The organism is Elstera cyanobacteriorum (genome assembly GCF_002251735.1).
In the GTDB taxonomy this organism is placed as follows: domain Bacteria; phylum Pseudomonadota; class Alphaproteobacteria; order Elsterales; family Elsteraceae; genus Elstera; species Elstera cyanobacteriorum.
Genome location: NZ_NOXS01000032.1, coordinates 397953 through 414845, shown reverse-complemented (window position 1 = coordinate 414845; position 16893 = coordinate 397953). Strand labels below are relative to the sequence as shown.

The 16893-nt window shown below is 62.5% G+C and carries 18 protein-coding genes; 10 read left to right on the top strand and 8 right to left on the bottom strand.

What is annotated here, in order from left to right:
• Positions 1–29: 29 nt before the first annotated feature.
• Positions 30–701: a YbhB/YbcL family Raf kinase inhibitor-like protein gene (locus CHR90_RS11185; protein ID WP_094409074.1), complete on the top strand. Its 672-nt coding sequence runs from the start codon at positions 30–32 to the stop codon at positions 699–701.
• Here CHR90_RS11185 and CHR90_RS11180 read toward each other — a convergent pair.
• The 3 genes from CHR90_RS11180 to CHR90_RS11170 are packed head-to-tail and all read right to left on the bottom strand — an operon-like array spanning position 694 to position 3318.
• A complete protein-coding gene (locus CHR90_RS11180) occupies positions 694–1536 on the bottom strand; it encodes a helix-turn-helix domain-containing protein (protein WP_094409073.1) in 843 nt (280 codons plus the stop codon). The two genes, CHR90_RS11185 and CHR90_RS11180, sit on opposite strands and share 8 nt — an antisense overlap.
• Before the next feature lie 5 nt (positions 1537–1541).
• Complete coding sequence (locus CHR90_RS11175) at positions 1542–2069, bottom strand: rod-binding protein (RefSeq protein WP_212668668.1); 528 nt, start codon at positions 2067–2069, stop codon at positions 1542–1544.
• 16 nt (positions 2070–2085) lie between these two features.
• Positions 2086–3318: a flagellar basal body P-ring protein FlgI gene (locus CHR90_RS11170; protein ID WP_094409072.1), complete on the bottom strand. Its 1233-nt coding sequence runs from the start codon at positions 3316–3318 to the stop codon at positions 2086–2088.
• 275 nt (positions 3319–3593) lie between these two features.
• Between CHR90_RS11170 and CHR90_RS11165 the strand changes: the two genes are divergently transcribed.
• Both CHR90_RS11165 and dksA read left to right on the top strand, forming a co-directional pair.
• Positions 3594–4043 (top strand): flagellar assembly protein FliX, encoded by a 450-nt coding sequence (locus CHR90_RS11165; RefSeq protein WP_094409071.1) that lies wholly within the window; start codon positions 3594–3596, stop codon positions 4041–4043.
• A gap of 130 nt (positions 4044–4173) precedes the next feature.
• Positions 4174–4605 (top strand): RNA polymerase-binding protein DksA, encoded by a 432-nt coding sequence (gene dksA / locus CHR90_RS11160; protein ID WP_094409070.1) that lies wholly within the window; start codon positions 4174–4176, stop codon positions 4603–4605.
• 152 nt (positions 4606–4757) lie between these two features.
• Here the strand turns inward: dksA and CHR90_RS11155 are convergent, their stop codons facing one another.
• The 4 genes from CHR90_RS11155 to flgF all read right to left on the bottom strand — a co-directional run bounded on the left by CHR90_RS11155 (position 4758) and on the right by flgF (position 8188).
• On the bottom strand, positions 4758–5546 hold the full coding sequence (locus CHR90_RS11155) for a flagellar basal body L-ring protein FlgH (protein WP_094409069.1): 789 nt from the start codon (positions 5544–5546) through the stop codon (positions 4758–4760).
• A 22-nt stretch (positions 5547–5568) separates the two neighbouring features.
• Positions 5569–6564, bottom strand: a complete 996-nt coding sequence (gene flgA / locus CHR90_RS11150) for a flagellar basal body P-ring formation chaperone FlgA (RefSeq protein WP_094409068.1) — start codon at positions 6562–6564, stop codon at positions 5569–5571.
• A 32-nt stretch (positions 6565–6596) separates the two neighbouring features.
• Positions 6597–7382: a flagellar basal-body rod protein FlgG gene (gene flgG / locus CHR90_RS11145; protein WP_094409067.1), complete on the bottom strand. Its 786-nt coding sequence runs from the start codon at positions 7380–7382 to the stop codon at positions 6597–6599.
• A 62-nt stretch (positions 7383–7444) separates the two neighbouring features.
• A complete protein-coding gene (gene flgF, locus CHR90_RS11140) occupies positions 7445–8188 on the bottom strand; it encodes a flagellar basal-body rod protein FlgF (RefSeq protein WP_094409066.1) in 744 nt (247 codons plus the stop codon).
• Between the two features lie 288 nt (positions 8189–8476).
• On the opposite strand from flgF, the gene CHR90_RS11135 reads away from it, so the two are divergent.
• The 7 genes from CHR90_RS11135 to CHR90_RS11105 all read left to right on the top strand — a co-directional run bounded on the left by CHR90_RS11135 (position 8477) and on the right by CHR90_RS11105 (position 16198).
• Positions 8477–9010 carry a flagellar basal body-associated FliL family protein gene (locus CHR90_RS11135; RefSeq protein WP_094409065.1) on the top strand — a complete coding sequence of 178 codons (534 nt, stop codon included), beginning with the start codon at positions 8477–8479 and terminating at the stop codon, positions 9008–9010.
• A gap of 57 nt (positions 9011–9067) precedes the next feature.
• The gene (gene fliM, locus CHR90_RS11130) at positions 9068–10156 is read left to right on the top strand and encodes a flagellar motor switch protein FliM (protein WP_094409064.1); all 1089 of its coding nucleotides are present in this window, start codon (positions 9068–9070) and stop codon (positions 10154–10156) included.
• 7 nt (positions 10157–10163) lie between these two features.
• Positions 10164–10853, top strand: a complete 690-nt coding sequence (locus CHR90_RS11125) for a DUF6468 domain-containing protein (protein ID WP_094409063.1) — start codon at positions 10164–10166, stop codon at positions 10851–10853.
• A 54-nt stretch (positions 10854–10907) separates the two neighbouring features.
• Complete coding sequence (locus CHR90_RS11120) at positions 10908–11606, top strand: MotE family protein (protein WP_094409062.1); 699 nt, start codon at positions 10908–10910, stop codon at positions 11604–11606.
• Between the two features lie 125 nt (positions 11607–11731).
• Entirely contained in the window at positions 11732–12100 is a 369-nt protein-coding gene (locus CHR90_RS11115; protein ID WP_229671440.1) for a response regulator, read from the top strand.
• Positions 12101–12156: 56 nt separating this feature from the next.
• On the top strand, positions 12157–12831 hold the full coding sequence (locus tag CHR90_RS11110; RefSeq protein ID WP_229671441.1) for a protein phosphatase CheZ: 675 nt from the start codon (positions 12157–12159) through the stop codon (positions 12829–12831).
• A complete protein-coding gene (locus CHR90_RS11105) occupies positions 12806–16198 on the top strand; it encodes a tetratricopeptide repeat protein (protein ID WP_170941374.1) in 3393 nt (1130 codons plus the stop codon). Before CHR90_RS11110 ends, CHR90_RS11105 begins: the two co-directional genes overlap by 26 nt.
• Positions 16199–16252: 54 nt before the next feature.
• Here CHR90_RS11105 and CHR90_RS11100 read toward each other — a convergent pair whose 3' ends face one another.
• A complete protein-coding gene (locus CHR90_RS11100; RefSeq protein WP_094409058.1) occupies positions 16253–16816 on the bottom strand; it encodes a glutathione peroxidase in 564 nt (187 codons plus the stop codon).
• Positions 16817–16893 lie beyond the last annotated feature (77 nt).

Below are 16893 nucleotides of genomic sequence, written 5' to 3'. Positions count from 1 at the left end.
GTCCGTCCTTAAAAGACGGAGCCATCTTCATGAAAATACTCTCTTTTTCCGCCGCTCTCCTGCTATCGGCCTCGGCCCTTGCCGCGTCGCCGTTGACCGTCACGGTCGGCGGTGTTCAATCGAACGGCTGGTTTGCGGCCGATCACGCCTTCTGTACTGCCAGCGGTTTCGGGCCGAACCTCAGCCCGTCTGTGCAGTGGAGCCAAGGCCCGGCGGGCACGAAATCCTACGCGCTGGTCATGCTCGACCCGGATGTGCCCGCCGATCTCAGCCTCTATAACAAAGCCGGGGTGACGATTGCCGCCGATGCCCCCCGGCAAATTTTTCCCCACTGGTTGCTGGCCAATATTCCGCCCACCGTTACCCAGATTGCCGAAGGCACCGAGGGTAAGGGCGTTGTGAAGGGTAATCTGCCACTCGGGCGCACTGCCATCGGCACGCGCGGGCAAAGCGGTTATGCCGCCTTCATGGCCAGTAATCCCGACATGGCGGGCGACTGGGGCGGTTACGCCGGCCCGTGCCCACCGCTGAACGACCTCCGCCGTCACGAGTACCGCATCCGCGTCTATGCCTTGGATGTCGCGAGCTTACCGCTGCCAGATCGCTTTACCTGGGCCGATTTGGAACCCGCGCTGAAGGGGCATATTCTGGCGGAAGGCGAGGCGAAGGCGGCCTATAGCCTGCATCCGGCGGTTAAGTGAGAAGCGGGCTTCGGGCCAAGCCCACGGCTGCCGCCGCATCCGCTGCCGACAGGCCATCGGCTAGCAAGCGGGCGGCTTGATCCCGGCGCAGGCCGGTCAAGAGTTTGCGCAGGCCAATCCCCTCCGCAGCCAGACGGCGGCGGAGGGTTGCCTCGCTCATACCGATCAGGCGGGCAAGGTGGGCGGCGGTCCACGGGCGGCTAAGATCGCCCGACAGAAGACTGGTAACGGCAGCGCCGGTTTGGCCGTCGCGCAGTAGGGCGCGGGCGGGCAGCAGCGGCTTATCGGCCAGCAGCAGCGCCACTTCCATCACCCGATGATCGAGAATTTCGGCGGGAACGCTTTCCGGCGCGGCGACGGCATCCAGCACGCGGGCCACAGCCTCTTGCAGCAGCGGCGTTGACGGAACATCCCAGCGGCGCGGGTCGAGTGTTTCAAGCCCAATCGGCGCGAAGGCCGTGGGGTGCAGAAGGCGTACCCTTTGCAGCAGGGGTAAGGGAAACAGGATCAGGGCGGCGGCATAAACGCCGGTTCTGGCGTCCGGCTCGTTCACCACATCGATGGCGGTATTGGCCGGGATCAGCGTCATCGTCCCCGGGCCGCGCGCCACGCTGCGCCCGGACAGGCCGATTTCTTTCTGGCCGGAGGATAGAATGGCCAGGGCCGGAACATCGGTCTGATAAGCGCGTGCTGCCTCGCGCCGCCGAATGATATAGCGGGTAAACCGTTCCGGGTGATCGTGGAGAACGTCGAACGGATGGGCGGCGATCAGCCGCCCAAACGCGGTAGAGAGCAGGGCGGGGGCGCGGTCGGCAACCGGGGCGGTGGCCGTCATGCCGGTTAACCCTTTAGCTTTTGAACCTTTACCGCCGCTTGCGGCGCGGCTTCCACCGGCGGTTCGGCGGTGGCGGTCTGCGGTGCGGCAACCGTCGGCGCTTTGCCCTCGTCCGCCCCCGCTTTACGATAGGCGGCGCGCATCGCATCGACCGACAGGGTGATCGAGCCGCCCGTGTTCTGTGCAGCCTGCTTGCCCGCGTCCTGGTGGGCTTGGAAATCGAGAATCTGGCGCTTCACCTGATCGGCAATGCCGACACCGCCCGATTTGGCGATGATCTTGCCGTATTCATCGACCAGCAGATTCTTAAAGGCATCCTCGCCCGCGCCGCCACCGAACATCCCATCGGTTTTCACCGTCTCGAAGATCGGTTGCAGCATTTGCGACAGGAACATCGCTTCGAACTCGCGGCCCGTGCGTTCGGCCACGGCCTCATTGGCCGTCGTCGGCATGCGGGTGTTCAGCGAATTGCTGAGCGCCTTTTCGCGGCTGGCCGACAGGTCCGTACCGGGAAGAATGGGGCTGGAGGTCATGGCAGCGCTTCCGGGCTTAGAGGATTTCGATATCCGCCTGCAACGCACCGGCGGCTTTGATCGTTTGCAGAATGGTGATCAGGTCGCGTGGCCCGACGCCCAAGGCGTTGAGGCCCGATACCAACTCGCCCAAGGTCACGCCGGAGGGGAGAACCGCTAGGCGGCGCCCGGCCTGATCGTCAACTTCGATCTGAGTACGCGGCACGACAACGGTCTGCGCGCCGCCGCCCAGCAGACCGGACTGGCCCTGCTGGTTGCTTTGCTGCGTAAGATTGCCATTGGCGTCGAAGGTCTGGCTGTTCTGGCCCGGAATGCCCGCCAGCGCCGTAGCGCCCGGGGCGAAGGGGTTCGGCTGCGAGACCTGCGGGGTTTCGGTAATGCGGATGGTAAGGTTACCCTGGGCGACGGCAACGGTGCTGATGCGCACGTTTTCGCCCATGACGATCACGCCGTTCCGCTCGTCGATAACGATCTTAGCCACCGAATCCGGCTGGATCGGCAGGTTTTCAATATCGGTGAGCATCGCGACCGTATCGCCCTGATAGCGCGGCGGCACGGCGATTTCGATGGTCGCGGGATCGAGCGGCTTCGCGGCTTGCGCGCCAAGGAAGGCATTGACGGCAGTCGCGACACGGCGGGCCGTGGTGAAATCCGGGTTGCGCATCGACAGACGCACGGAGTTCAGCGCCGCCAGTTCGAACCCGACTTCGCGTTCGACAAGGCCGCCGTTAGCAATCCGGCCCGAGGTGGGCACCCCGCGCGTGACGGAAGCCGCCGCGCCGCGCGCCGCGAACCCGGAAATGGCGACCGCGCCCTGCGCAACCGTATAAACTTCGCCATCCGCGCCCATCAGCGGTGTAACCAGCAGCGTGCCACCCTGCAAGGAGGTGGCATCGCCGAGCGCGGAGACGGACACATCAATGCGCGCGCCTTGGCGGGCGAAGGGCGGCAGATTGGCCGTCACCATCACCGCCGCGAGGTTCTTCGTGCGCATTTCATTATTCGCGGTGCGGGCATTAACCCCCAGACGCTCCAGCATCCCCAGCAGCGATTCGCGGGTGAAGATCGCGCGGTTCAAACTGTCGCCGGTGCCATTCAGGCCGACCACCAACCCGTAACCGATCAATTGGTTATCGCGAACGCCTTCGAAGTTCGCCACATCCTTGATACGGACGGTTTGGGCCAGAGCGGGGGAGGTTGCCGTGACGGCGGCGCAAGCCAGAAATGCCGTCGCCAAAGCCGCGCGCATACCGCGCCGCCATGCTGAGGCCTGGTCAAAGTGCCGTTTGATGCCCATGTTTGGCGTCCCTATCCTTACATCCGACCCGGCGCGTAAGCCCGCCTATCGTGCAACGCCGACAAGCGATCTCTGTGCCAATATGAACAATACAGAATAATGATTTGTTCGGAAACAGAATTTTCAGTTTGCGTGTGTTACGAGAAAGGGAGGCGCGGCAAAAAATTCCTGGCAGTCGGCAGGATGCGCCGATAGGAGACGTAAGACAGATCGTGTAAGCTCATCCCATGCGTATTCAAGGCCCAAAAGATACTGCCCCGCTTGCCGCCGGGCGCCGCACCGAGAAAACCGCTGGTCCCGGCCAGTCGGAAGCCTTCTCACGCCTCCTAACGCCCGAAGAACCGGCCGCCGCCGCCCCGGCGCGGGGAACGCGGCCGGTTGCCAGCGTCAACCCGCTCCTGACCGTCGATCCGATTGGCGAGGAGCAGCAGCGCCGCCGCCGCAACCGCCAGCGGGCCGATACGATCCTTGATCATCTGGATGAAATTCGTCACGGGCTGTTGCTCGGGGCGATCCCGGGGGAGGCGCTGCTCGGTCTCGTCGATCAATTGGCCGTTGCGCGGGAAACGGTTTCGGACCCCCAATTGCTGGAGGTGCTGGACGAAATCGACCTGCGCGCCCAGGTGGAACTGGCGAAACTGGAGATGGAGCAAGCCGCCCAACGGGGGGACGGGTAGCGGGGCGGGGGCGGCCATTCTGACCCCCCAAAATTGTCCCCCTGCGACCAGGCAATTGTGCCCATTGCCCCACGCATCGACTCCCCCTATACTCCGCGCGCCTTGCTGAAGGGGGATCGAGGGAACTCGAATGACGTCACAAGTAACCCGGATCGTTTTGCCGCCGGAATATCGTCCGACTGACGATGAACCGTTTATGAACGAGTTGCAGCGTGAGTATTTCCGTCAAAAACTGCTGCGTTGGCGGGAAGAATTACTGAACGAATCTTCGGAAACAGTTCAGCACATGCAGGAAGAAAGCCTTCAGCAGCCCGATTTAACCGATCGTGCGTCGATGGAAACGGACCGAGCCCTTGAGCTTCGCACCCGTGACCGCGAACGTAAGCTGATTAGCAAGATCGATGCGGCGCTGCGGCGCATCGATGATGATACCTATGGTTATTGCGAGGAAACCGGTGAACCGATTGGCGTCAAGCGCCTTGAGGCACGGCCGATCGCGACCCTAAGCGTCGATGCCCAGGAGCGGCACGAGCGCATGGAGCGGACCCACCGGGAAGATTAAGGCACCGTCGCTAGGTACCTCCCGCTCGGGATTTGCACTAACGCTCAAAGACTTACAGAGGCGGCCTGCGGGCCGCCTTTTTACTGGACTGATCCTAAAGAAAACCCCGCCGATCCATCAGGACCGGCGGGGTTTTGTCTCAGCGCCCGTCGTTAGAACGGCAGTAGAATATCCATCAACTGCGTACCATAGCGCGGCTGGGCGATATCCTTGACCTGACCGCGACCGCCATAGGCGATGCGGGCCTCGGCGATCTTGTCATATTCGATGGTATTGCCAGAGCTGATGTCTTCCGGGCGGATCACGCCGGATACCAGAAGCTCGCGCATATCGTAATTGACCAAAAACTCCTGACGGCCCTGGATCACCATATTGCCGTTCGGCAGCGTCTGCATCACCACGGCGGCAAGGCGGAGCTGGTTGGCCGCATCGGTGCCGTTGGTCGTGGCGTTGCGGCGCGAATTCAGGCTGCTGTTCGCCCCAAACAGGGTGGTGGGATCAGCGCCGCCCAGCGCCTGCTGCACATCGAGACCGAATAAGCTGCCGGCGCTGTTTAGCCCGGCGCCGGTCGTATCGGTCTGCTGGCGATTGAGACCGCCGCCCAAGGAGGCGGAGCGATTGCGGAAATCGACCACCACGGTGACGATATCGCCGACCGTGCGCGCGCGGATATCGCGGAAGAAGGTGCGGCTTCCAACGCGCCACAGCGAATTCGGCTGCCGCGCAGTTGCCACCGGCTGCGGCATCGGCATGCTGATCGGCCTATAGTTCGCTTGCTCGGTCGGATTGGTGACCGGGGTAAACTCCTGGGTCTTGCCGATGCCTTCGATGCGCTCCAGCGTATTGCAGCCGGTCAGCAGCAGCGCCCCGGCCATCAACGCCGTCGGCAGCAATGGCAGGCGGCGAGCGCGGGTCGAAATCTGGGGCGTGGGTGTCATCATCGGCCTCTTTCTGCTCACCTGCTTAATTCGTCTTTGCGCCAACCCCGCCACCGACCGTTACGCTGGTCGCCTGGACCGTAACAGTGGAGGGGGCGGAGACCACGCCGCTGAGCACCTTATTGCTGCGTATGTTCAGCACGCGCACAGTATCGCCCAAGGCGCCATCATCCAGCGCTTTGCCCTGCATGGCCAAGGCCATCGGGCCGGAAACCACATTAACCGTGATCGGCGCGTTTTTCTGCACCATCATGGTTGCGTTCAAATCTGCCGGGCGCACCGGTTGGCCCGCCAGCAGCATCCGCTTGGCGGTCTTGCCGACGATCCGGTCGGGGTCGATCACATAGGACCGCCCGGCTTGATCGGCCCGCAGGCGTTGAATGGTAATATCCCCCGCCTGAATGACCTCCCCGGCGCCGACGGCACGGGTCATTACCGGCACATCGGCCATGGCGATCACCCGGCCCGCAACCCGGCGCATCTCGCCCCCGGCGGCGGGGCCGATCTGCGCGGTGAAGCGCGACAGTTTCGGGTCGAAACTCAGATCGGCAACCTTCAGCCCCTGGCGTGCCTGACCGCGCCCAACCGTGAACGGGCCGGGGGAGGCATCGAGCCGGATTTCACCGGTGGGAAAACCCTGGGCGGCCAGGGCTTGCGTCACCGTCTGCAACACCGACTCCTCGCCGATCTGTTCGACCGGGCGGTCAATCCGCAGCGCCAGGGTGGGCGAGGCGGGACGCCAGGACAGGCCATTGTCGCGTGCGATACTTTCCAGCCGATCCGCGTCCAGGATCGCCCCCGGCTCCAGCGCCCCAAGACCCCGCACCGGACGGGCGGCGATATCGGCGGGCAACCCGTCGAAGAGGTCACCCAGCCGAATCTCTGGTCGGTCGAGAATCAACACCCCGCTGTTTTGCAGCGCCGTCTTCAGCGTCGCAGCCGCCTGGGCCGCCATTGGCACAAGGGCCAAGAGCAGCATCAGCGCGGCGAGCGGCAGAAAAAGGCGCGACAGACGGGACATATGGTGGGCTATTCCTTTACGCTAGGCGCGGCTTAGCGCATCTGGGTCAGCGTGCTCATCATCTGATCGGAGGTTTCGATCACCCGGCTGTTCATTTCGTAAGCGCGCTGCGCCGTGATCAGATTGGTGATTTCCGAGACGATGTTGACGTTGGATGTTTCGAGGAACCCCTGCAAGATCGTGCCGCGCTGTTCGACGCCGGGAACCCCTTCATCGGGTTCGCCCGACGCCTGGGTCTGCATGAACAGGTTCTGACCGGTGGCCTGAAGCCCGGCTTCGTTGACGAAGGTGGTCAGGTTGATCTGCCCGACGTTCTGGGCCTGGGTCTGCCCCGGCACCTTCACCAGCACTTCGCCCGAGGAATTGATGGTGATCGACTGGGCGTTCTGCGGAATCTGACCCGGGCCGCGCAGTTGGTAGCCATCCGGCGTGACGATCTGGCCGTTTTCATTCAATTGGAACGAGCCGGCACGGGTATAGGCGATTTCGTTGGTCGGCAGATCGACGGCGAAATAGCCCTGGCCCTGCACGGCGATGTCCAACGGATTATTGGTCGGCTGGATATTGCCTTGTTCGTGCATGCGGTAGACCGCCGCCGTGCGCACCCCGAGACCGACCTGAATGCCCGAGGGGATCGTCGTCCCGGCATCGGAGGAGGTGGAGCCGACGCGGCGTTCGTTCTGATACAGAAGATCCTGAAATTCCGCACGCGACCGCTTGAACCCGGTGGTGTTCAGGTTGGCGATATTGTTCGAAATGACTTCGACATTGAGCTGCTGGGCCAGCATCCCCGTCGCGCCGATATTAAGTGACCGCATCGTTCGCTATCCTTCTTTCCTGGCTTTCCGCCACCAGTCAAATTTTGCCGGGTAGGCCGGGCTTAAGTCTGTTTCGCGATCTTGGTGATCGCGCTGGTCTGCCGGTCGCCTTCCGCGTCGATCAGCTTCTGCAGCGACTGATAGTCGCGCATAATCTCAAGCATCTGAGTGACTTCCAACACCGGCTTTACGTTGGAGCTTTCGATATACCCTTGGGCCACCACGGTTTCGGGGGCGGGGAGGGCCTCTTGATCGGTCGCGTACATCGACGATCCCGCCGGGCGCATCGCCTGCTGATCGTTGAAGCGGACCAGCGCCAAGCGCCCGAGATCCTGAATGCCATTCTGCGTGGTGAACGAAACCGTACCCTGACTATCGATCAGGATCTGGCCGCGCTCGTTCTGCGGAACGCTGATCGGCTGGCCGTTTTCTGCAAGGATCGGGTAGCCGTCCGCCGTGACAATTTGACCATTCGCGTCGAGATGAAACACGCCGTTGCGCGTATACATATTCTGCGCCGGATGACCGACCGTGAAGAAGGCATCGCCGCGCAGCGCCACGTCTAGGGGGTTGCCCGTGCTCGATAAGGTGCCTTCAGAAAAGTCGCGGAACGTACCGATGTCCTGCGTGTAGGAAACCATTTGGCGGTTCCCCGGGGTGCCCGTGCGCGCCAGATATTCCTGAAACAGCGTCTGTTCCCGCCGGTAACCGGATGTTGACGCATTGGCGATATTGTTCGCGGTCGAATCGAGCGACCGGCGCAACGCCGTTTGACGGGAAAGGGCAATTTGGATCGGCGATTCCATAGGTGGATCCTTCGGTTCCCCACGCGATAATGCGCACTCTATCGCATTTCCCGTGCCACCGTCAAACCATGTTTCTGTTCAATGTATTACGAGGATGTGTGAAAGTGACTAGCGAAGATATGTCGACTATGCTATGCAGTCTCTGCCGGGCAAAGTTTGCCGCCCCCCACCCAAGGGGCTGTGATACGGGTCCGGCGGCTCTTATTGCTTGCAAGACAACGGTTTGTCAGCCACAAGTGTGTTAGAGCTTTCACCTGTATCAGCGGCCCATTGGGGTGGAGATTGGTCATGTCGGCTGAGATGTATGAAGATGACGGTGCTGGCGTCGAGCGCCATTCGATGGGACGGCGGCGTCTCAGCGGCAAGAAACTGATCCTGTATATTCTGCTGCCGCTGCTGATCATCGCCGGCGTGGTTGCGGGTCTGTATTTCTCGGGCATCCTCACCAAGGTGCTCGGCGGGTTCGGGGGCGCGCCGGTTGCGGCGTCGGCTTCGACCAAGAATGAACGTCCGCTGGACGTCGTCTATTACCCGCTGCCGGATCTGTTGGTGAACCTGCGCAGCGATACGCCGCGCCCGGCGTTCCTGAAGCTGAAGATCAGCCTTGAGCTGAGCAGCGCGGCGGAACGTCAGGAAGTTGAAAAGAAACTGCCGCGCGTTCTGGATACCTTCCAGACGTATCTGCGCGAGCTGCGTCCCGATCAGCTTCAGGGCGCCCAGGCGATGTTCCGCCTGCGCGAAGAACTGCTGGCCCGCGTCAATGCGGTGATCCGGCCGATCCAAGTTAAAGAAGTTCTGTTTACGGAAATCGTGGTACAGTAACCCTTCGATTTGTAAGGGCGCTGTCAGGCACGAAGGCTTCGCAAGAGGAGCGGGAAGATGGGCGGTCCGTTGGACGATCAGGACGATGATCTGCTGGCAGCCGAATGGGCCGCCTTGGCGGATGGCGACGCTGGCGGCGGGGCTGATGACGCTTTCGCTTCGGCAGGCGGGGGTGAAGGCGGCGGTGCGCCCGCCCGGGTTCTGAACCAAGACGAAATCGACAGTCTGCTCGGTTTCGACGATGGCTCGTCCGGGGCGTCGGACGGGTCGGGGATCGCGGCGATCGTTAATTCGGCGCTGGTGTCATACGAACGTCTGCCGATGCTCGAAGTCGTCTTCGACCGTCTTGTGCGCATGATGTCCACGTCGCTGCGTAACTTCACGTCCGACAACGTCGAAGTCAGCCTCGACAATATCACCTCGATCCGGTTTGGCGATTACCTCAACTCTATCCCGCTGCCGGCCATGCTGTCGGTCTTCAAGGCGGAGGAGTGGGATAACTTCGGTCTGCTGACCATCGATAGCGCGCTGATCTACTCGATCGTCGATGTGCTTCTCGGCGGTCGGCGCGGTACGGCGGCAATGCGCATCGAAGGCCGTCCGTATACCACCATCGAACGCACGCTGGTCGAGCGCATGGTGCATGTGGTTTTGGGCGATCTATCGGCGGCCTTCGATCCGCTGTCGCCCGTGACCTTCCGCTTTGACCGACTTGAAACCAACCCGCGTTTTGCCGCCATTGCTCGCCCGGCCAATGCGGCGGTTCTGGCCCGTCTGCGCATCGATATGGATGATCGCGGCGGCCGTTTGGAACTGCTGCTGCCCTATGCGACGCTGGAGCCGGTGCGCGAAATTCTGCTCCAGATGTTCATGGGCGAAAAATTCGGCCGTGATTCGATCTGGGAAAACCATCTTGCGGGCGAGCTTTGGCACACGGATGTGTCCATCGAAGCTGTGCTGGAAGAAACCCCGTCCTATCTGCGCGAAGTTCTGTCGTGGGAGCCGGGAACGCAGGTCATCTTCAACTGCACGCCGGAAACGCCGGTCATGCTGCGGTCGGGCGGTGTTGCGATGTTCCGCGGCAAGGTTGGTCAGCGCAACAATCACATCGCGGTGAAGATCGAATCCCGCAGCTTGAAGGAGTAGCCCCGCGATGATGACCCTCGGCTTTTATCTCGACATCGTCGTCGCCGTTTTGCTGGTTGCGACAGTGGCTTTCTGCTGGGTGCTGAATAAGAAGCTCGAGGTGATCCGCAATCACCGGGCCGAACTGGAAGCGCTGATTGCTGCCTTCAACGATAGCTGCCTGCGCGCCGAGTCGGGCGTCAAGGCGCTGCGGTCGGCGACCGATGAAGCTACCCGTTTGCAGCAGTATCTGGAGCGCAGCCAGAACCTGCGCGACGATTTGTCCTACCTCGTTGATCGCGGCGGCAGCCTGGCGGATCGCCTCGAAGGCGGCGTGCGCACCGCGCGGACCGAAGTGGGCCGTCCCGGTGCCAAGCCGGATGGGCGCGATAATGTAAGCCGCCTGCCGGAACGGGCCGAAAAGCCAGCCGAAGCCCCTGCCGCCCCGACGATGGGCCTGGGTGGCGAAGCGCGCACGGATCGCCGCGCCGCCCGCGCAACTCTGGAAACCCCGGCAGCTTCCCCGATGATGGCTGAAGCCCCGGAAGCCCCGACGGGCCGTCCCGAACGCGCTGCTCGTCCGACCCGGGATCGCGCCTCGTTGCGCCAAGCCCTCGCGGGCGGTACTCCGCCAGAAGCCGGGGAGGGTGGGGGCGAGGCCGCACCGCGTTCGCGCGCCGAACGGGAATTGTTGCAAGCCTTGCGGGCGCGGCGTTAAGCCGCCCCTGCGCCAGATCAAGCCTTCGCGCGGTATCGTTCAGGAGAGTTGCCAATGCGCCGGTTCCTTCCCCTTCGTCTTTTGCCGGTGACGGTTTTGGCGATCGTTGGCCTGCTCTTCTTCAAAGTGCAGGAAGCCTACGAAGGGTTTAAAAACCTCGAAACCTTGGTGCCCTTTGGGACGACCGAAGCTAAGGCCCAGCCAGCGCCCGCCAAGAACGGGGCCGCAAAGCCCGCCGATGCTGCGCAGACCGAGGTTGCGGCGGCGCCCGCCACGGCAGAAATGCCGCGGGACCCGACCCGCTTCACCCAAGGCGAGATCGATCTTCTGCAAAAACTGTCGGAACGCCGCGATGCGCTGGATAAGCGCGAGCGCGAGATCGAGCAGCGCGAAGCGATGTTGAAGGCCGCTGAAAAGCGTTTCGACGAAAAGGTCGCGGAGCTCGAAGGGCTGAAGACGCAGTTGCGCAGCTTGGTCGATCAGCGCAGCAAAGATGAAGAAGAGCGCCTGCGCAGCCTTGTGCGCATCTATGAAACGATGAAGCCGAAGGAAGCCGCGCAGATTCTGGAAAAGCTGGACCTTGATGTCGTCGTCGGCGTCATTGGCCGGATGAAGGAAAATAAGGTTGCGCCAATCCTTGCCAGCATGATGCCGGACCGGGCCAAGACCCTGACCGCGTTGCTGGTGGATAAGAGCCGCGATCAGCCGCCAGCAGCCCCGGCACCGGTTGGCGCCGCGCCGCGCCGCCCGTAAGTCAAGGGCGTTATTCGAGTGTGTTTCGCACACGCAGGGTTGACGGAAGCGGACTAGTCGTAGACCTTGCGCCTGCGTAGTCCGATGACTCAAACAGGGGACGTAGAGCTTCCATGGATAAGAATATGCCGATTCTCATCGTCGATGATTACAAGACGATGCTTCGGATCATCCGTAACCTGCTGAAGCAGCTTGGCTTCGATAACGTGGACGAAGCGACCGACGGGTCGACTGCCCTCGCGCGGTTGCGGGAAAAGAGCTACGGTCTGGTCATTTCCGACTGGAACATGGAGCCGATGACCGGCCTTCAGTTGCTGCGCGAAGTACGCAACGACGCCAAGCTGAAGCATATTCCGTTCGTGATGGTGACGGCGGAAAGCAAGACTGAAAATGTCATTGCCGCCAAAGAAGCGGGCGTGACCAATTATATCGTGAAGCCATTCAACGCCGAAACCTTGAAGCAGAAGCTGGTTGCCGTTTTCGGCAATTTCTAAGCCTAGCGACTTTCCCCGCGCGGCAGAGTGTGGGCTGACGAATAAGGAGGATGCCGATGAAGGGTCTAACGGCGACGCCGGAACTGCGTCAGCATTTGGATGCCCTGCGTCAGCAGTCGCGCCAGCAGCCCATCCCGCCGGAGGAAGTGACACGGATCGTCGAGCAGGTTCTCGCCACGATGGGCGGCGAGATCTCCTCGATGGATGTGAAGCTCTACCGCGAATTGGAAGGGCTTGCGCGGTTTATTCAGAACGCGCGGTCCGAGATTGCCCAGGTTCGCCCCGATGCGATCAGTTCGCACGATATTCCGTCCGCAACCGATGAGCTGGATGCTGTGGTTGGTGCGACGGAAGAGGCGACGGGCGTTATTCTGGACGCGGCCGAGCAGCTTGAAAACCTCGCCAATACCCTGCCGCCGGAACAGGCCGCCGTTATTTCGGATGTGGTCACCCGGGTATACGAAGCCTGTAATTTCCAAGATGTTACGGGCCAGCGCATCACGAAAGTGGTACGCACCCTGAAACAAATTGAAGAACGGGTCTCGGCGATGATTGCCGCTTTCGGCGACGAGTTGGCGCGGATGCAGGGCGATCCTTCTCTGCCGAAGTATAATCCGGCGGCCGGTCCGTCGATTGCGCCCGATCAGGTGGATCTCTTGCATGGTCCGTCCTTGCCCGATGAAGCCAAACGACAGGCTGAAATCGATGCAATTCTGGCAAGTTTCGGATAAGCGCTTGAGCATGGTCAGCTTTTTTCCCCGTCGCGCCCATCGTGCGCTGCTCCTGTCCTCCGTCGCAGCGGCGGTTCTTGTTCTCGGAACGGCGGCCCCTGCGCCGGTTTGGGCCGCCAGCGCCCGGTCGGCTTTGCACGATGGCTATTCGCGCCTCGTGTTCGATTTCGGCGTTGCGCCGAAGTTCACGGCCAGCGTTGACGGCAATCAACTGATTGTGCGCTTCGAAGCGCCGTTCGATGGTGCTTTATCGCCTGCGGTCATGCGCGGGGTCGATGGCTATCTCAGTAACCCGCAGGTTTCGGCCGATCAGCGGAGCGTAACCTTTACGCTGCTGAAGGCTGTGCAGTTGAAAACCTCGACCACGGAACGCGCGGCCGTGATCGATATGGTCGAACAGAAGGGCCAGCCAGCGCCGGTCGCAACGGCGACCGCGCCGCAACCGGCAGCGGCGCCTGTGGCGGCACCGACGGCTTTGACCCCGGCCCCTGAAAAACCCGCGCCGACCCCGGTTGCACAGGCCGCTGCGCCGCAGGCGGCCCCAGTGGTGAGCGATGCGCCGCGTATTAAGGTTAACGTTGGCGATAATGGCACCTTCACGCGCTTCGTTTTCGATTGGCCCGCGGGGACGAATTATCGCGTGACCTCGGCGGACGGGGTGGCGCGCATTACCTTCGATAAGGCCGGGCAGTTCGATCTTGCGGATATCCGCCGCCGGGCGACCAAATCGATTGGTGCCGTCGATGCGGCGACCAATGGCAGCGCCACGGAATTCGCTTTGTCATTGCCGCCGAACGCGAAGCTGGTTGATCGGAAGATCGGCACGCGCATTCTGTTGGACGTGCAGGCCCCGCCAAACGGCCCGGCAGGGGCGTCGAAAGTCACCGCGTCGCTGCCCGCGGCCGCACCGGTCCAGGTGGTGCAGACACCGCAGCCGCAACCCCAAGCCGTTGCCGCCGCGCCCGCCCCGCAAACGCCGCCGCCGGCCCCCGTGAATGTGCCGCCGAAGGCGCCGGTCGAGCCGTTGATTGCGCCACCCGCGATGACGCCGGTGCAGCCGATCACGCTAACGGCGGTGCAGGCAGTCGATAAGTCCGTCACCATTCGCGTACCGACTGCGGCGCCTGCAGCGGCCTATTTGCGCGACGATCAGCTTTATCTTGCCTTCGGGGCACCGCTGGCCGCCGACCTGACGGCAGTCGCGCGCCTGCGCAGCCGGGTTGAACCGGCGCAGTTGCAAGCTGCCCACGGCTCGCTGATCCGCCTAACGGTTCCAGCGGGCCTGATCCCGGCGCTCAGCCGGGAAGAGGGGGCGTTGGTCGTTCTGCTGCGCCCGAAAGGCTCGGGCCGCCCGGATTCGGCCGTTACGGTCACGTCCGACGCCGAAGGCGGTTTGGTGACGCTTGGCGTTGCCCAGGCTTCCTACCCGATTTCAGCGACCGATCCCGATACCGGCGCGATTTGGCGCTTCATCGCGCTCCCGCAGACGACGCGCGGGATCGATACGCCGCGCGATTTTGCCCAAGTCTCGCTGCCGCGCACCCTAGCGGGCGCGCTAATCGTTCCCAAGGCGGATACGGTCGACATTCGCGTAACGCCGAGCGCCGTTTCTATCGGTGCCTCGCTCAGCCTGTCGCAGATTCCGGGGCGACCCGGGTCGGTGAAGGCCTATGATTTCGCCAAGTGGAAAATTGCGGACGACGCATTCCTCGAGACCCGCCAGCGCCTGATGACGGCGGTGACGGATACCGATGATCTCCGTCGTCCGTCGGCCCGCTTCGATCTGGCGCAGTTCTTTGTGGCGCAGGGGCAATATGCCGATGCTTTGGGTGTGCTGGAGCATATCGCCCGCATGACGCCCGCGCTGGCGACCGACCCGGCGCTGCTGGCCCTACGCGGCGCTGTGCGCGTAATGCGCGAAGAAGGGACGCAGGCGCTGCCCGATTTGTCGGACAAACGCCTCGATAGTGACCCGGAAGCCCTGTTGTGGCGCGCGGCGGCCTCGGCCCAGATCGAGTCGTGGCAGGCGGCGGATGATTTGTTCCGCCGGGCGGGTGGTATTCCTGAGACCTACCCAATGCCGATGCGCGCCAAACTGGCGCTGCTGGCGGCGGAAGCGGCGGAAAAGGTAGGCGATGCCCGCCGGGCGCTGGCGTATACCGATCTTCTTGCCCGTCCCGATGCCCCGATGGACGCGCGGGGCGAAGCCGATTTCATCCGCGCTAAGGTGATGCTGAAGACTGATCGGCGCAGCACGGCGCTGCCGATCCTAGACCGGTTGCTGACCTCGGATGACCGTCGCATTCGCGCCCATGTCGAACCCGTCTGGGTTGAAGAAGCGCTGAAAGACGGTCGAATCGACCGGCTGGAAGCCATCGACCGGCTGGAAAAGACGCGCTACGCTTGGCCCGGCGGCAGTCAAGAATATATCATGCTGAAGCGGTTAGCCGATCTTTATGCACAGGGCGCGCAGATGAGCGAAGCGCTGCGCACCTTGCGCGAAGCGGTCACGCATTTCCCGCAGTGGGCCGAGGCCGATAAGCTGAGGGATAAGATGACCGATATTTTCGTCGGTCTATACGATGGCGAAACCGCCGGGAAAGTGCCACCGTTGGCCGCCTTGGCGCTCTACGACGATTATCGCGACCTGACCCCGCCGGGGCCGCGCGGGGATGCGATGATCCAGCGGCTTGCCGACCGTCTGGTGCAAATCGACCTGTTGGATCGCGCCGCCGATTTGTTGACCTATCAGATCGATCAGCGCTTAAGCGGTGTTGAAAAGGCCAAGGTTGGTGCGCGACTTGCCGTCGTTCTGCTGCTCGACCGTCGCCCGCAGGACGCCGTCGCGGCGATTGATCGCAGCGATGCCCCCAATCTGCCGGCCGATTTGCAGCAGGAACGCCGCCGCCTGAAGGCGCGCGCGTTTATGGATGCGGGTCAAGCAGATCGCGGTCTCTCGGCGATTGAGGGCGATGTGTCGCGCGAAGGGGAACTGCTGCGCGCGCAATTGTTCAGCCGGTCGCAAAACTGGTCGGAAGCGGCGGCAACGCTGACGCGGCTGGCAGGATCTCCGTCGGACCGGACGATGACGCCCGAACGCGAAGGGCTGGTCGTTAATTTGGCGATTGCGACCGCGCTGGCGGGTGAGCCGGGTATGGTGGCGCGCCTGCGGGCCGATTTCCAACCGCTGATGGCGCAGACGCCCAGCGCCTCGGCCTTCGAACTATTGACAGGCACGACGCGCCAGACGGCGACCATCGACCAGACGGCGCTGGCACAGCGCTTTACCGAGCTGGATATTTTCCAACGGGCGATGGCCGATTACCGGCAGAAGATGCAGCAGGGCCGCCTCAGCGCGATCAACTAACCTTTTAGGGCGTCAAGAAAAGGCCGGTTTCTGATGAGAACCGGCCTTTTTGTTTCAACCCTTAGCGGGCAATAGGGTTTCGATAGCTTTGGTGACGCGCGGCGAGGTTGGTTCGGTCACTGTCGAAAACCAATCGACCAGCGCCCCATCCGGCCCGATCAGATATTTGTGGAAGTTCCAGCGCGGTTTTGCGACCATGCCCATTTTCTCCGCTGCCCATTTATAGAAGGGGTGGGCGTCGCTTCCGGTAACGTGGGTTTTCTCGGTGAGCGGAAAGCTGACGTCGAAGGTTGTTTCGCAGAAATTCTTAATATCGCTGTTCTGCCCTGGCTCCTGCCCGCCGAAATCATTGCTCGGTACCCCCAGGACGATTAGGCCTTGGGCGCCGTAGCGATCATAAAGCGCTTCCAGCCCCTTATATTGCGGGGTGAACCCGCATTGCGAGGCGGTATTCACCACCAGCACCGCTTTGCCCTTGAAGGTAGCCAGCGGCAGCGGCTGCCCGTCGATGCTCTGGAAGCTGAAATCATAGGCGGACCCTGGCATATCCGCCTTGGCGAAGCCCAAGAAACCCAACATGGCGAAAACCCCCAACCCTGGCACGATCATCCGGCGCATGGCGCGACCCTCCCAAGAGTATCCGAAATCACTGCTTGATACGATCCTACCAACCGTTTGGATGTCTGGGGCGGGCA